The sequence below is a fragment of the Mesorhizobium sp. LjNodule214 genome, assembly GCF_964252735.1.
Classification (GTDB): domain Bacteria; phylum Pseudomonadota; class Alphaproteobacteria; order Rhizobiales; family Rhizobiaceae; genus Mesorhizobium.
Map to the genome: position 1 here is coordinate 740,157 of NZ_CAXUPE020000002.1, position 12,682 is coordinate 752,838.

General features: G+C 64.6%; 12 protein-coding genes. 6 read left to right on the forward strand and 6 right to left on the reverse strand.

The window, feature by feature from the left end; genetic code table 11:
* The first annotated feature begins 34 nt into the window (after positions 1-34).
* The 6 genes from cysT (at position 35) to ACSQ3Z_RS17485 (ending at position 6,048) form a co-directional block, all read left to right on the forward strand.
* On the forward strand, positions 35-886 hold the full coding sequence (gene cysT, locus ACSQ3Z_RS17460) for a sulfate ABC transporter permease subunit CysT (protein WP_436172561.1): 852 nt from the start codon (positions 35-37) through the stop codon (positions 884-886).
* Positions 879-1,763 carry a sulfate ABC transporter permease subunit CysW gene (gene cysW / locus ACSQ3Z_RS17465; RefSeq protein ID WP_436172562.1) on the forward strand — a complete coding sequence of 295 codons (885 nt, stop codon included), beginning with the start codon at positions 879-881 and terminating at the stop codon, positions 1,761-1,763. Before cysT ends, cysW begins: the two co-directional genes overlap by 8 nt.
* A 13-nt stretch (positions 1,764-1,776) precedes the next feature.
* Positions 1,777-2,817, forward strand: coding sequence for a sulfate/molybdate ABC transporter ATP-binding protein (locus ACSQ3Z_RS17470; RefSeq protein WP_436172563.1), 1,041 nt, complete (start codon positions 1,777-1,779; stop codon positions 2,815-2,817).
* Between the two features lie 270 nt (positions 2,818-3,087).
* A complete protein-coding gene (locus ACSQ3Z_RS17475; protein ID WP_436172564.1) occupies positions 3,088-4,074 on the forward strand; it encodes a sulfate ABC transporter substrate-binding protein in 987 nt (328 codons plus the stop codon).
* A 251-nt stretch (positions 4,075-4,325) separates the two neighbouring features.
* Positions 4,326-4,775: an RrF2 family transcriptional regulator gene (locus ACSQ3Z_RS17480; protein WP_006202816.1), complete on the forward strand. Its 450-nt coding sequence runs from the start codon at positions 4,326-4,328 to the stop codon at positions 4,773-4,775.
* A 124-nt stretch (positions 4,776-4,899) separates the two neighbouring features.
* Positions 4,900-6,048: a hypothetical protein gene (locus tag ACSQ3Z_RS17485; protein ID WP_436172565.1), complete on the forward strand. Its 1,149-nt coding sequence runs from the start codon at positions 4,900-4,902 to the stop codon at positions 6,046-6,048.
* Here the strand turns inward: ACSQ3Z_RS17485 and ACSQ3Z_RS17490 are convergent.
* The 6 genes from ACSQ3Z_RS17490 to ACSQ3Z_RS17515 all read right to left on the reverse strand — a co-directional run bounded on the left by ACSQ3Z_RS17490 (position 6,043) and on the right by ACSQ3Z_RS17515 (position 12,652).
* A complete protein-coding gene (locus tag ACSQ3Z_RS17490; RefSeq protein ID WP_436172566.1) occupies positions 6,043-6,603 on the reverse strand; it encodes a gluconokinase in 561 nt (186 codons plus the stop codon). The two genes, ACSQ3Z_RS17485 and ACSQ3Z_RS17490, sit on opposite strands and share 6 nt — an antisense overlap.
* A gap of 3 nt (positions 6,604-6,606) precedes the next feature.
* Positions 6,607-7,593, reverse strand: coding sequence for an ABC transporter permease (locus ACSQ3Z_RS17495; protein ID WP_436172567.1), 987 nt, complete (start codon positions 7,591-7,593; stop codon positions 6,607-6,609).
* Entirely contained in the window at positions 7,590-8,570 is a 981-nt protein-coding gene (locus ACSQ3Z_RS17500; RefSeq protein ID WP_436172568.1) for an ABC transporter permease, read from the reverse strand. Before ACSQ3Z_RS17500 ends, ACSQ3Z_RS17495 begins: the two co-directional genes overlap by 4 nt.
* Positions 8,567-10,114 carry a sugar ABC transporter ATP-binding protein gene (locus ACSQ3Z_RS17505; protein ID WP_436172569.1) on the reverse strand — a complete coding sequence of 516 codons (1,548 nt, stop codon included), beginning with the start codon at positions 10,112-10,114 and terminating at the stop codon, positions 8,567-8,569. The genes ACSQ3Z_RS17500 and ACSQ3Z_RS17505 overlap by 4 nt, the downstream gene beginning before the upstream one ends.
* Positions 10,115-10,193: 79 nt before the next feature.
* Positions 10,194-11,318, reverse strand: a complete 1,125-nt coding sequence (locus ACSQ3Z_RS17510; RefSeq protein WP_436172570.1) for a sugar ABC transporter substrate-binding protein — start codon at positions 11,316-11,318, stop codon at positions 10,194-10,196.
* A gap of 305 nt (positions 11,319-11,623) precedes the next feature.
* Positions 11,624-12,652 carry a LacI family DNA-binding transcriptional regulator gene (locus ACSQ3Z_RS17515; RefSeq protein WP_436172571.1) on the reverse strand — a complete coding sequence of 343 codons (1,029 nt, stop codon included), beginning with the start codon at positions 12,650-12,652 and terminating at the stop codon, positions 11,624-11,626.
* Positions 12,653-12,682 lie beyond the last annotated feature (30 nt).

Sequence of the window (12,682 nt, forward strand, 5' to 3'; positions counted from 1 at the left end):
CTGGTCTGAATAAGAAGGGACGAACCAGAATTCCATGACCACAGCACCCGCCCAGGCGGGGTGGCGGTTCAGACAGCCGAGCGTCATTCCGGGTTTCGGATTGACGCTCGGCTTCTCGCTTGCCTACCTCACGCTCATCATCCTCATCCCCCTCTCGGGGCTGGTCTGGCGCTCGGCCGCGCTCGGCTGGACCGACTTCTGGGCGATCGTCGCCGACCGCCGCACCATCAACGCGCTCGAAATCAGCTTCGGCACCGCCTTCGCCGCCGCTGCAATCAACGTCGCCTTCGGCACGCTGGTCGCCTGGGTGCTGGTGCGCTACCGCTTTCCCGGCCGCCGCATCGTCGATGCCATGGTCGACCTGCCCTTCGCGCTGCCCACCGCCGTGGCCGGCATCGCGCTCACCACGCTCTATGCGCCCAACGGCTGGATCGGCAAATTGCTGATGCCGCTCGGCATCAAGGTCGCCTACACGCCGCTCGGCATCATCATTGCACTGGTCTTCATCGGCCTGCCCTTCGTCGTGCGCACGGTGCAGCCGATCATGGAGGAGATCGACAAGGAGGTGGAGGAGGCAGCCGCCACGCTCGGCGCCAACCGTTTCCAGATCATCACCCGCATCCTGTTTCCCGGCCTGGCGCCGGCGATCGTTACCGGCTTCTCGCTTGCCTTTGCGCGAGGCGTCGGCGAATACGGCTCCGTCATCTTCATCGCCGGCAATCTGCCGTTCAAGTCGGAGATCGCGCCGCTGCTGATCGTCATTCGGCTGGAGGAGTACAACTACCCTGCGGCGACCGCGATCGCCGCGATCATGCTGGCGCTGTCGTTCCTGATGCTGCTCGTCGTCAACCTGGTGCAGTCGTGGAGCCGCAAACGCTATGGCTGACCCCGAGATCAAATCCTACGAGCCGCATCACGAAAGCCAGTCGGCGGCGGTCACCGAAAGCCGGCCGGTGCGGGCGGTGCTGATGGCCGTGGCCTTCGCCTTCCTCGGCGTCTTCCTGCTCCTGCCGCTGATCGTCGTCTTCAACGAAGCCCTGGCCAAGGGCGTCGGTGCCTACACGGAGGCGCTGGCCAGCCCCGACACGCGCTCGGCGATCCGCCTGACACTGCTGGTGGCGGCGATCTCGGTGCCGCTCAACATCGTCTTCGGCATCTCGGCGGCCTGGGCGATCGCCAAGTTCGAATTCAAGGGCAAGGCCTTCCTGACCACGCTCATCGACCTGCCGTTTTCGGTCTCGCCGGTCATTTCCGGCCTGGTCTATGTGCTGCTGTTCGGCGCTCAAGGGTTGCTCGGCGCCTGGCTGAAGGCGCATGGCATCGCCATCCTGTTTGCCGTGCCCGGCATCGTGCTCGCCACCGTCTTCGTCACCTTCCCCTTCGTCGCCCGCGAGCTGATCCCGCTGATGCAGGAACAGGGCAATGGCGATGAGGAGGCCGCGCTTTCGCTCGGCGCCAATGGCTGGCAGACCTTCTGGTATGTGACGCTGCCCAACGTCAAATGGGGATTGCTCTACGGCGTGCTGCTCTGCAATGCCCGCGCCATGGGCGAGTTCGGCGCAGTGTCGGTGGTGTCGGGGCACATACGCGGCCTGACCAACACCATGCCGCTGCACGTCGAAATCCTCTACAACGAGTACAATGCCGTCGGCGCCTTTGCCGTGGCTTCGCTGCTTGCCGGCCTTGCGCTGGTCACGCTGGTCTTGAAAACACTTCTCGAGATGCGCTACGGCGCCGAGATCGCCGCGACGCGCGGACACTGAAAAGGGACGGTTGATGGAAGTTCGCGTTGCCAACGTGCGCAAGGAGTTTGACCGGTTTCCGGCCCTCCACGACGTATCGCTCGACATCAAGTCCGGCGAGCTGATCGCGCTGCTCGGGCCGTCCGGCTCCGGCAAGACCACCCTGCTCCGGCTGATCGCCGGGCTGGAGCGGCCGACCAAGGGGGCGATCTTCTTCGGCGACGAGGACGCTTCGCAAAAGTCGATCCAGGAGCGCAACGTCGGCTTCGTCTTCCAGCACTACGCGCTGTTCCGGCATATGACGGTCGCCGACAATATCGGCTTCGGTCTCAAGGTCCGGCACGGACCGTCGCGCCCGCCGAAGCAGGAGATCCGCCGCCGCGCATCCGAGCTTCTCGACCTCGTCCAGCTGTCGGGGCTGGAAAAGCGCTACCCGGCGCAGCTTTCGGGCGGCCAGCGCCAGCGCGTGGCGCTGGCGCGCGCCATGGCGATCGAACCCAAGGTGCTGTTGCTCGACGAGCCGTTCGGCGCCCTCGATGCCCAGGTGCGCCGGGAACTGCGCCGCTGGCTGCGCGAGATCCACGACGCCACCGGCCACACCACGGTGTTCGTCACCCACGACCAGGAGGAAGCGCTGGAGCTTGCCGACCGCGTGGTGGTGATGAGCCAGGGCCGCATCGAGCAGGTCGGCAGCGCCGACGAGATCTACGACACGCCGAACTCGCCCTTCGTCTATGGCTTCATCGGCGAATCCAGCTCGCTTCCCGTCAAGGTCGAGAACGGCGCTATCTGGCTCGCCGACCGTCCGATCGGGCTGTCGGCGCCGCATGCGCCTTCCGGTGAGGCGATGCTGTACTTCCGCCCGCACGATGTCGAACTTCTCGACGGCTGCAGCGGTTGCATCGCCGGCACCGTCGCCGCCAGCCGCCGCGTCGCCGGCACCAGGCGCGTGGAACTCGAAATCGGCGGCGAGCGCCAACGGGTCGAGATCGAACTGCCGGTCGACCATCCGGCGGCGCAGAAGAGCCGGGTGGCGTTCCGTCCCAGGCGCTGGAAGCTCTTTCCGGCCGCTTAGGCCGACGCCGGGAATTCTCCGCCGATCAGCAAGGCCGGCCGCCGTGGTGGCCGGATGCCGGTTTGACTCTGCTTGAAAGAAAATCCTATCAAGCGGCTGTTTCGGCGATATTCTTTCCGGCTGCTGCACCAGAGCCCTGATCGCATGTCTCGTCGTGGCGGGCTCTAGCCGGCTATGCTTGCGCCCTTAGAGCAATTCCAGGAAAAGTGCGTAGCGGTTTTCCGTCCGGAATTGCTCTAGTCTCGGGACATTCTCAAGGAGCCTGTTTTCATGAAGCGATTTTTGCTTGGCGCCGCAGCGCTGGCCGCCCTCGTCCTCACATCCTCCCAGACATGGTCGGCCGACAGGCTGCTGAATGCCTCCTACGACGTCGGCCGCGAACTGTTCGTCGAAGTCAACAAGGCTTTCATCGCCGGGCACCCCGGCGTGACCATCGACCAGTCGCATGCCGGAACGTCCGCCCAGGCACGCGCCATCGCCGAGGGGCTGGAGGCTGACGTGGTCACTTTCAACCAGGTCATCGATGTCGATTTCCTGGTCAAGAAAGGTCTCGTCTCCGCCGACTGGCAGAAGGATTTCCCCGACAACGCCTCGCCCTTCTATTCGCTGCCGTCCTTCCTGGTGCGCGCCGGCAACCCCAAGCACATCAAGGACTGGAACGATCTCGTGCGCGACGACGTCCAGGTGATCTTTCCCAATCCGAAGACGTCGGGCAACGCGCGCTACACCTATCTTGCGGCCACCGCCTACGCCAAGGAAGCCTTCAAGGGCGACGATGCCAAGGTGAAGGAGTTCGTCACCAAGCTGTTCAACAACGTGCCGATCTTCGACACCGGCGGACGCGCGGCCACCACGACCTTCGTGCAGCGCGAGATCGGCGACGTGCTGATCACCTTCGAGTCTGAAACGCGCGGCATCCGCAAGGAATATGGCGACGATAAATTCGAGCAGGTCACGCCCTCGGTCAGCCTGCTGGCGGAATTCCCGGTGGCCATCGTCGACAAGGTCGCCGACGAGCACGGCACGCGCGATCTCGCCAAGTCCTATCTCGACTTCCTCTATACGCCGGAGGGCCAAGACATCGCCGCCCGCAACGGCCTGCGAGCCCGCGATGCGGCTGTGGCCGCCAAGTACAAGGCCGAATTCCCCGATGTCCGCCTGCTGACGGTGGACGAGGTCTTCGGCGGCTGGGCCAAGGTGCAGGCCGAGCACTTTGCCGCCGGCGGCCTGCTCGACCAGGTCTACGGCAGCCGCTAGACCGTTGCCTCATGGACTGAGCAAGACAGCCGGCTTTGCCGGCTGTCTTCGTTTCATGCGCCGGCAATCCGTCTCCGGCAAAATCCCGGCGTCATCTGTGAAAAACGTTACAAAGAATCAGTGCGTTTGTGCCTAACGTGCCGCCGGGCGGATTGTCTCGCGAAACAGCAGTGCGCGACCCAAGACGTCATGATTTACACACAAACAACCGCCAGATGCGGGTGGTTGGGGCTTCACGGGTTGATCTTGGCATGCTGACAAAAAAGGGCAAATACGGCCTCAAGGCCCTCGTGCATCTTTCTGGCCTGCCGGTCGGCCAGCTTGCGTTTGTCAACGACATCGCCGTCGCCAACAACATCCCGAAGAAATTCCTCGACGCCATTCTGGGCGAACTGCGCAATGCCGGCTTCGTCCAGAGCCGCAAGGGCAAGGAAGGCGGCTATCGCCTCGCCCGGCCGGCCTCCGAGATCAAGATCGGCCATGTCGTGCGCGTCCTCGACGGACCGCTGGCGCCGATCCCTTGCGCCAGCCGCACGCAGTACCAGCGCTGCGAGGATTGCGACGAAGCCACGTGCCAGGTTCGGCACATGATGCTGGAGGTGCGCCAGGCGATCGCCGAGGTGCTGGACAACCGCAGCCTCGCCGCCATGCGCGACGCCGACAATGACGATTTCCCGGTCGAACTGACGTCACAGATCTGACCAAAGTTCCGCCTTTCCATCTGTTCGGCTCCCGACACTCCGGCTGGCGCCCAATTGCGTCACTGCTGCGGACGCAGTAGAGGCTTTTCGGACGCAACCCAGGAACAGGCGAGACACCGATCGGATGAAGCTGCCGTGGTTCGGAAAATCCCGCAGGGCCAACCGCGCACCATCCGCCGCCAGCTACCACACTGAAATCATCTCCGACGTGCTCGTCCCGGAGCGCGGCGAGCCGGTGCGGTTCTTCAGCCGCAAGCTGGTCAGGCCCGGCAAGCTGCGCCGCTTCTCGAACCGGGATTTGCGCGAAAGCCTGCTGCTCGGCTTCTATCTCGGTGTCGCCGCGGTGCTGCCGGTCGCCTGGTGGGCATCAATCTGCGGCTGGACTTCGGAGCTCCGGTTGAAGCGGCATATCCGCAAGGATTTTTCCCGTTACGCCGCGGCGGTCCGCGCGGTGCTTGGCAGCGGCATCGACGCGGAGGCGCTGTTCCGGGGCCTGCTTGCCGCCACCCATCGCCGGCAGCTGCTGCTTGCCGCGCACCTGACTGGCTTCGGCTGGTCGCCGACGATCCGGCTGGAGGGGCTTGACGGCCTGGTTGCTGCGCTGAAGCGCGGCCGCGGCGCCATCATCTGGTGCGATCAGTTCACCGCCCAGACCATCATCGGCAAGCGCGCTTTGCATGAAGCCGGCGTCGATGCCCACCAGGTGAGCGTCGATTTCCACGGCTTCTCGGACACGATTTTCGGCCTGCGCTTTCTGAACCGGCCGCTGGTTGCGGTGGAGAACCGCTTCCTGAAGAGCCGGGTCGTGTTCGAGCGCGGCGACGCCTATCAGGTGACCGTGCGCATGCAAAGGATCCTCAGGGAAAACGGCATCATCCTGATGACCAACACCATCCACGCCGGATCGACATTCACCGAGGCCGCCATCGGCGAAAGCGGCTGGGCTCATCTGGCCTCGGCGCCGGCGAACTTCGCCGCCAGAGGCGCCACGGCGCTGTTTGCTATGTCGACCTTCGAGATCGTCGCCTTCCGCGACTACCGGGCTGTCATCAGTCCCGAACTCGTAGCGGCGCAGAAACCGGCATCAACCATGCCCGCGACGAGGGACATGGCGGCAAAGAACCTGGAGCTGCAGGCTGGCTACATTTTGCTCAAGCGCGACCGCTTCCTCGAAGCGCTGAAGCTGTATCCCGAGCAGATGATGGCATGGTCCGCCGCCCCGAGGCTCACCGAGCGCTCGGACGTAACGGAAGTCGAGACCGGCACCTCATGAGGTCTTGCCGTCCAGCAGGCCGACGGTCCTGGTGACGATGTCGGAGAGGCGGCCGGTTCCGTCGAGTGTCAGGGCGCGTTCATCCGCCGCCGGCGCTTCCAGTATGGCGAACTGGCTGTCGACCAGGCTTGCCGGCATGAAATGCCCCTTGCGATGGCCGACGCGCTGCCAGGCGGTTTCGCGGTCGACCTCCAGATAGACGAAAACGATGTCGGCGCAAAAACCGCGCAGCCGGTCGCGATAGCTGCGCTTCAGCGCCGAGCAGGCGGCGACGACGCTTTGTCCGCCGGCGACGGAGGCGGCAATGCGCTGGCCGATGGCGTCGAGCCAGCCTGCGCGCAGTTGATCGGTGAGCGGCTTGCCGCTTGCCATCTGCGCGACGTTTTCCGGCGGATGCAACCTGTCGCCTTCGACGAACACTGCTCCCAGGGCTTCGGCCAGCGCCTCGCCGACGGCCGACTTGCCGCAGCCGGCGACCCCCATCACCACGATGGCCGACACCTGCCGGGCATCGTCTGCCCGCGCCGGTGCCGGCTGTGTTGCCTTCTCGTCCACGGCTCAGCGGCTTGCCGGCGCGCGGCCGTAGAGCAGCAGCATGGCGACGATGACGACACCGTAGATGATCTGCCGCCCCGCCTCCGGCATCTGCATGACCGAAAGAATGGACTGCAGCAGCGTGATCAGGATCACGCCGGCCACCGTGCCGAGATAGGAACCGCGCCCGCCAAGGATCGAGGTGCCGCCGAGCACCACCGCGGCGATCGACGGCAGCAGATAGGCATCGCCCATCGATTGCGCCGCCTTGGAGGCATAGCCGGCCAGAAGCACGCCGCCGAAGGCAGAGAGGCCACCGGAAACGGCAAAGGCGATCATCACCACGCGGCGCGTGTCGATGCCGGACAGATAGGCGGCGCGCTCGCGGTTGCCGATGCCGTAGACGGTGCGGCCGAAGCCGGTGCGGGTCAGTACGAAGACCGTGGCAGCGCCGATCAGCGCCCAGATGATGACGGCGTTGGGAACAGCCGGAATGGCGAAGCCGGTCGCCAGATAGCGCATCGCTCCCGTCGCCGAATCCTGTGGCGAGAAGCCTCCGGTGTAGACCACCATCAATCCTTGCGCGACGGCGTTGGTGGCCAAAGTGATGATCATCGAGGGAATGCGCAGATAGGCGACGCCGATGCCGTTGACGATGCCGATCGCAACCCCGCAGAAAATGCCGAATGGGATAGCGAGCGCCACGCCGACGGGACCGTAAGCGGCAGCCGCGCAGGCCATCATGGCGCCGACCGCCACCGACCACGGCACCGACAGGTCGATCTGGCCGAGCAGGATGACCAGCATCATTCCGGTGGCAATGACGCCGAGGAACGACGCCACCTTGAGCTGCTGCAAGAGATATTCCGGCGACAGGAAACTGCGCGAATAGAGGCTGCCGAGAAACAGCAAAAGCACGATGCAGGCAAAGGCTGTGACGACGGCCGGATCGGCGCGGCGGATGAACTTGGGCATACGGTTGGCGATGCCGCCCATCGTCGTCTCGCTCACAGGAACCACTCCAGCCGGTTGCGGACTCTGAAAAGGGCGAAGGCGCCGAGGCTGACGGCGATCAAAAGGATAACGCCCTGGAACAGCGGCTGCCAGAGCGGATCGAAATCGAAGACGAAGAGCAGGTCGCCGATGGTGCGGAAGGCGAGCGCGCCGAAGATCGCGCCGATGGCGCTGCCCTTGCCGCCGAACAACGAGACCCCGCCGAGCACCACGGCGGCGATCGAAAACAGCGTGTAAGCGTTGCCGCTGGCATAGGCGGCATCGCCCGTATAGGTGAAGAAGGTCAGGAACAGCCCGCCGATCGCCGCCAGCAGCCCGGCAAACGCATAGGCGGCGAATTTGCCACGGCGGATCGGCACCCCGGACATGTAGGCGGCCGTTTCCGACGAGCCCGCAGCGTAAGCCGCGCGGCCGAGCACCGAGCGGCTGAATGGCACCCAGACGACAAGCACGACGGCGAGCAACACCACCAGGCTCGCCGGCACGACACCGAACAGGCGCCCGGTCAGCGCGTCGGCAAGATCCTCGTTGACCGAGCCGCCGGGAAACGGCCTGAGCAGCAGTGCGATGCCGAAATAGACGGCACCCGTGGCGATGGTGGCGACGATCGGCTGCAGGCGTCCATAGATGACGATGGCTCCATTGATCGCCCCGCAGAGCAGCCCGGTGCCGAGCACGGCGATGACGCCGAAAGCAGTCTCGATGCCGGTGCCGATGACCAGCCAGGACGCCAGGCAATTGGTCAGCGTGAAGATCATGCCGACCGAGAGGTCGATGCCGGCCGTTATCACCACCAGCGTCTGCGCCATGGCGACGAAGGCGAGCAGCACGCCCTTGTTCGAGGCTGTCTGCACGACATTGGCGGTGAAGCCCGCCGGATGGTTCGCGGTGTAGATGACGAACATGACGATGAAGATGCCGAAAGCCAGCAGCGTTCCGCGCTGTTCGGCAAGCCAGTAGCGCCAATCTTTCACGCGTCCGCTCCCTGTCTTGGGCCGGCGTTCTCGCCGTGGATGTTGAGTGCGCTGGCAATCAGCGCCCGCTCCGTGATCTCGGCGCCGACCAGCTCACGCTTGACCGCGCCGTCATAGAGCACCAGCACGCGGTCGCAGCAGCCGATCAGCTCGTCATAGTCGGTCGAATAGAACAGGATCGCAGCACCTGCGTCTGCAAGCTTGCGCATCAGTTGATAGAGCTCCTGCTTGGTGCCGACATCGATGCCGCGCGTCGGATCGTTGAGCAGGATGATGCGCGGCTGCCGCATCAGCCATTTGGCGATGACGACCTTCTGCTGGTTGCCGCCGGACAGCGCCCCGACCGGAATGTCGAGGCCTGCCGTCTTGATCGCCAGCAATCCCACCATGTCGTCGATCAGCCGCTGTTCGGCGGCGCGATCGATGACGCCCGCCTTGGACAGCCGGTCGAGTGCGGCGAAGGAGAGGTTCTCGCGCACCGTCATCGGCAGCATCAGGCCTTCGGTCTTGCGGTCTTCCGGGATGAGCGCCATGCCGATCCGGTCGTCGCGCGCCGCCGCCGGGCTGGCGATCGCCACCGGTCTGCCGTCGATCAATATCTGGCCGGAAAGGCCACGCAGCACGCCGAAGAAGGCAAGCAGCAGCTCGCGCTGGCCCTGGCCGTCGAGACCACCGAGGCCGACGACCTCGCCAGCCCCAACCGTCAGCGAGACATTGTCCAGCCGGTCGGCCCAGGACAGTTTTCGCGCTTCCAGAACCGGCGCGGCGGCGGACGAGGCGCGCACCGGCTTCGGCGGAAAGATATGGCTGTATTCCCGGCCGATCATCAGCTCGACGACTTCATTGTCGCTCTTCGAACCGGCAGCATAGGAGGCAACATTGCGGCCATTGCGGAACACCGTGCACTGGTCGGCAAGCTCGGCGATCTCATTCATCCGGTGCGAGATGTAGAGCAGCGCCAGCCCCTCCTCCCGCAGCCGCTTCAGCACGCCGAAGATCCTGGCGACATCGGTCGCGGTCAGCGCCGAGGTTGCCTCGTCGAGGATGAGGATGCGCGGCTTCCTGGCCAGGGCCTTGGCGATCTCGACCATCTGCCGCCTTGAAAGCGGAAGATCCTTGACCAGCGCCAGCGGATGGATGTCGGCGCCGCCCGCCCGCGCCAGCGCTTCTTCCGCGATGCGCCGCTGCGCCTTGCGGTCGATCATGCCGAAACGCGTCGGCGGATCGGAAATGACGATGTTGTCGGCGACGCTGAGCTCGGGGACCAGCGACAGTTCCTGGAAGATGCAGACGATGCCGGCCTTGTTGGCCGCCGCCGGCGAGGCGAAGGTCACCTCGCTTCCTTCCAGTATCATGCGGCCCTCGTCGGGCGCGACGACGCCGGCCATGACCTTGATCAGCGTCGATTTGCCGGCGCCATTTTCACCAAGGATGGCGTGGATGCTGCCTGGCGTGACCGAAAGCTCGGCCTTCTCCAGCGCCCGCACGCCGCCATAGCGCTTGGAAATGCCTTCCATGCGAAAGAGCGGAACCGCACCGTCCATCGGCCCTCCGAGGCAGTTTTGCGATTGAGATGGCAAGCGACCGGCGCCGCGGGATCACCCGCGGCGCCGACCCTGCAGCCTACTGGTCTGCCTTAGTCTGGCCCATGATTTCCTGCGCAGTGAAGTTGATGCCGCAGGTCGGGAAGGCATTGCCGACGAAGAAATTGTCGGACTGGTCGGGGAAGTAGTCCTGGCCTTCCTTGAAGTTCGGATCCTCGACGATGGCCAAAGGCAGCTTGACCGATTGCGGCACGACCTGACCCTCGAGCGCGGCGATCGCCGTCTTGATGGCAACCGCCACCTGGGCAGGACCGGTGCCGGCCGAAGAGCATTTCAGCCCGTCGGCGGCATGCGCCGCGCAGAACTTGCGGAAGCCATTTTCAGTTTCGCCGCCGAACGGCACGAAAGCATGCTTGGCATCGATCATCGCCTGCACGATGCCTGTGTCGCCGCCCTGTCCGGTGATGGCGTCGAAGGGGCCGTTGGTGGCGATGGCGTCGGCCGTGGCCTTCTGCGCCACGCCGTCGTCCCACTTGCCGACGACTTCGGTTACCTCCCACTTCTTGCCGGAGGCGTCGAGAACTTCATGGATGCCGTTGTGGCGATCAGTGTCGACTGAGGTGCCGGCAACGCCGCGCACTTCGAGCACCTTGCCGCCGTTCGGCACATGCTTGACCAGCCAGTTGGCCCACAACTCGCCAAGGCCCTTCTGGTCGACATTGACGTTGATGGCATCCTTGGTGTCGAGGATGTTGTCGAAGGCGACCAGCACGACGCCGGCTTCCTTGGCGCGCTTGATGACCGGTCCGAAAGCCGTCGGGTTCTGTGCGTTGACGACGATGGCGTCAAAACCGGAATCGATGAAGTTGTTGATCGCGGAAATCTGCGCCGGCACGTCCTCACCGGTCGATACGACCTTGAATTCCTTCAATTTTGCCGCGACGTCCTTCTGTGCGGCATAGGCCTTGGCCGTCTGGATCATCTGGATGCGCCAGGTGTTGGCGATGTAGCCGTTGGCCAGCGCGATGCGATAGGGGCCTTCCTTCTTGGGGAACTTGAAGAACTGCGTGTCGGCCGCCCAGGGCGCGAAGCAGTCCGCTTCGGCAGCCGGTCCCTTGACGATTTCAGGTTCGGCGATCGCCGACGAACTCAACATGACGAATGCAGTGGCGGCAACGATGCCACCAGCGAGTGACTTGATCATCGATATTCCTCCCAGTTGCAGTTCTTGTTGGTATGTGTCGTGACGTCTAGCGCCTGACTTGGCCAAGGCACCTCCCGCCTTGCCAACCGCGCCTTTCGGGTGGCCGCAAGCCGACCCGCTCCCCTCCTCCATCGCCCCTCAGGCGAAGTCGAAAACTATCATATTATACATAATAAACAAGCTTAAGCTGTCGCTTATGTATAATAAACAGGCTTTGCCTTTGTTGTCAGTTTCCGCTCGGGCAAGATGGTAGCGCTACCACGATTGTGTGTAAACCGGCATTCGCACAGTCGCTTCTGCGTGTTTCAACGCGCTGTGCTCTCGCGGCGCCTGAGTTCGAAACCGAGATCGACAATCCGCTCTTCCGGCCTTTTTCCCGAGATCGCCGCCAGCGCCATGGCAACCGCGCGCCGGCCGATTTCGTAGCGGGGCGTGCGGATGCTGGTGATCGACGGGAACGCCGACTGCATCATGTCGAGGTCGTTGAAGCCGGTAATGCCGATGGTCTTCGGCACGGCGATGGCGGCACGGTGACACTCGAACAGCACACCGAGAGCGATGTCGTCATTGTTGCAGAAAACCCCGTCGAGCGTCGGCATTTTGGCCAGCGCGTCGCGGAACAGTTCGCGGCCGAGCGGTACGCTGGAGGGCACCGGCGTGGTTGTCACCAGCCGAGGGTCGAACAGGCCGGCTGTCTCCATCGCCGCGCGATAGCCGGCCAGCCGCCGCTGCGAGCGCGGATCCATGCGCGCGCCGATAAATCCGATCCGGCGGTAACCCGCTTCGATCATGTGCTCGGTTGCGGCGCGGCCGCCGTCGAGATGCGAGAAGCCGACCAGCATGTCGACCGGATCAGGCCCGGTCTCCATCACCTGCACCACCGGACAGCCGGCCGTCTCGAGCAATCTGCGCGATGTCGGCGTCTGGTCGATGCCCGCCACGATCAGCGCCGCAGGTCGCTGCGGGCCGAAAACCTGTAGCAGACGCTCCTCCTCGAGGCCGGAATAGTGGGTGTTGCCGAGCTGGATGCGGAACGGACTGTCCGACAGGCTGTCGTAAATGCCACGCACGACTTCGGCGAAGACATTGTTGGTCAGCGACGGCACCAGCACGCCGAACACCTCGGCGCGTGCCGAGGCCAGCGCACGCGCGTTCGGGTCGGGCACATAGCCAAGTTCGTCGACGGCAGCCTGGATCTGGCGGCGCAGGTCCTCCGAGACGCGCCCCGGTTCGCGCAGCGCCCGCGATACGGTGATGGCGCCGACGCCGGCCTTGCGCGCCACATCGGCGATGGTGGGCCGGCCGCCGCCACGGCGCGAGCGCGGTTTGCTCACGGCCTTGTTCCCGGCAGCATCACCCTTATC

Excerpts from the sequence above, each read along its gene's own strand:
- cysW (WP_436172562.1), top strand. The coding sequence starts at position 879 with ATGGCTGACCCCGAGATCAAATCCTACGAGCCGCATCACGAAAGCCAG.
- ACSQ3Z_RS17480 (WP_006202816.1), top strand. The coding sequence starts at position 4,326 with ATGCTGACAAAAAAGGGCAAATACGGCCTCAAGGCCCTCGTGCATCTT.
- ACSQ3Z_RS17470 (WP_436172563.1), top strand. The coding sequence starts at position 1,777 with ATGGAAGTTCGCGTTGCCAACGTGCGCAAGGAGTTTGACCGGTTTCCG.
- ACSQ3Z_RS17475 (WP_436172564.1), top strand. The coding sequence starts at position 3,088 with ATGAAGCGATTTTTGCTTGGCGCCGCAGCGCTGGCCGCCCTCGTCCTC.
- cysT (WP_436172561.1), top strand. The coding sequence starts at position 35 with ATGACCACAGCACCCGCCCAGGCGGGGTGGCGGTTCAGACAGCCGAGC.
- ACSQ3Z_RS17485 (WP_436172565.1), top strand. The coding sequence starts at position 4,900 with ATGAAGCTGCCGTGGTTCGGAAAATCCCGCAGGGCCAACCGCGCACCA.
- ACSQ3Z_RS17505 (WP_436172569.1), bottom strand. The coding sequence starts at position 10,114 with ATGGACGGTGCGGTTCCGCTCTTTCGCATGGAAGGCATTTCCAAGCGC.
- ACSQ3Z_RS17510 (WP_436172570.1), bottom strand. The coding sequence starts at position 11,318 with ATGATCAAGTCACTCGCTGGTGGCATCGTTGCCGCCACTGCATTCGTC.